1 protein-coding gene and 1 pseudogene are annotated in these 779 nt (G+C 42.1%); both read right to left on the bottom strand.

Annotated elements, in window-relative coordinates; all coding sequences use genetic code 11:
* Positions 1-124: pseudogene (locus EII14_RS09050) on the bottom strand (AraC family transcriptional regulator); the annotation flags it as partial.
* 9 nt (positions 125-133) lie between these two features.
* Positions 134-661 carry a hypothetical protein gene (locus EII14_RS09045; RefSeq protein ID WP_036889458.1) on the bottom strand — a complete coding sequence of 176 codons (528 nt, stop codon included), beginning with the start codon at positions 659-661 and terminating at the stop codon, positions 134-136.
* Positions 662-779: the final 118 nt, after the last annotated feature.

Raw genomic sequence — 779 nt, 5'->3', positions numbered from 1 at the left:
AAAAGCCGTTACCCACCGAAGGCGGAACGGTAAAACCGTTATTCGTTACAGATGTGCCGAATTGCTCGGCAACCATCTCCATCCAATCTTCAGGCTTATTGATTGCACAAAATTCTATGGTCATACTTTCCCGTTATCTGTTTTGTTTTCTCTCTGCCGTTACTTTCGCCACGATCTGCCATTCGTTATTCTTATCCATTCGTTCCTTTCTCCACAGAAAAGAAAATGCCTTTATGTCTGAAAAAACGTATCGCATCTTTTTTGTCGTGTTTTCAGTCAAGATAATCTCATTGCCTACCTTTTGAGCCGTCAGTCGGATAGCTTCACCCGTACAACCATAAAAAATATCCCATACCATAGTCTTAGGATTGAAAATGCGAAGCGTCGTTCCGTATTCTGCATCGGGTTGTTTATTTTGTAGGCGTTCTTCGCGAGAGGGAACTATAAAAAGGTCTTGCACAGCTGTTCCATCCAGAACTCGGGAGAATATCCATTCACCCTTTACTCGTCTTGGTTCGGTATCTTCCAGATGGTCGTTCCAAATAATATCCCATTCACCTATTAGCATACCAAAGAAATCGTATTCTTCGGGAATTCGCTTGCTTCTGACATTGCTACACAATGCTATTATAAAATCATTTGTTATTCCTTCTGTTTTCATCTTTTTATACATGAGATTTCAGCGGAGTGACTGCCGATAGAGGCAATCGCTCCGCAGGATTGATTAAATTCCCAGACCTGAGTCCTCGTCCTCATTAGGTTTTGGTACAGAGGGCTTC

The sequence above is a fragment of the Alloprevotella sp. OH1205_COT-284 genome (assembly GCF_003859795.1).
In the GTDB taxonomy this organism is placed as follows: domain Bacteria; phylum Bacteroidota; class Bacteroidia; order Bacteroidales; family Bacteroidaceae; genus Alloprevotella.
This window is presented reverse-complemented; position numbering and strand designations above follow the sequence as displayed.

Coding starts and splice junctions, on each gene's coding strand:
- EII14_RS09045 (WP_036889458.1), bottom strand. CDS start 661: ATGAAAACAGAAGGAATAACAAATGATTTTATAATAGCATTGTGTAGC.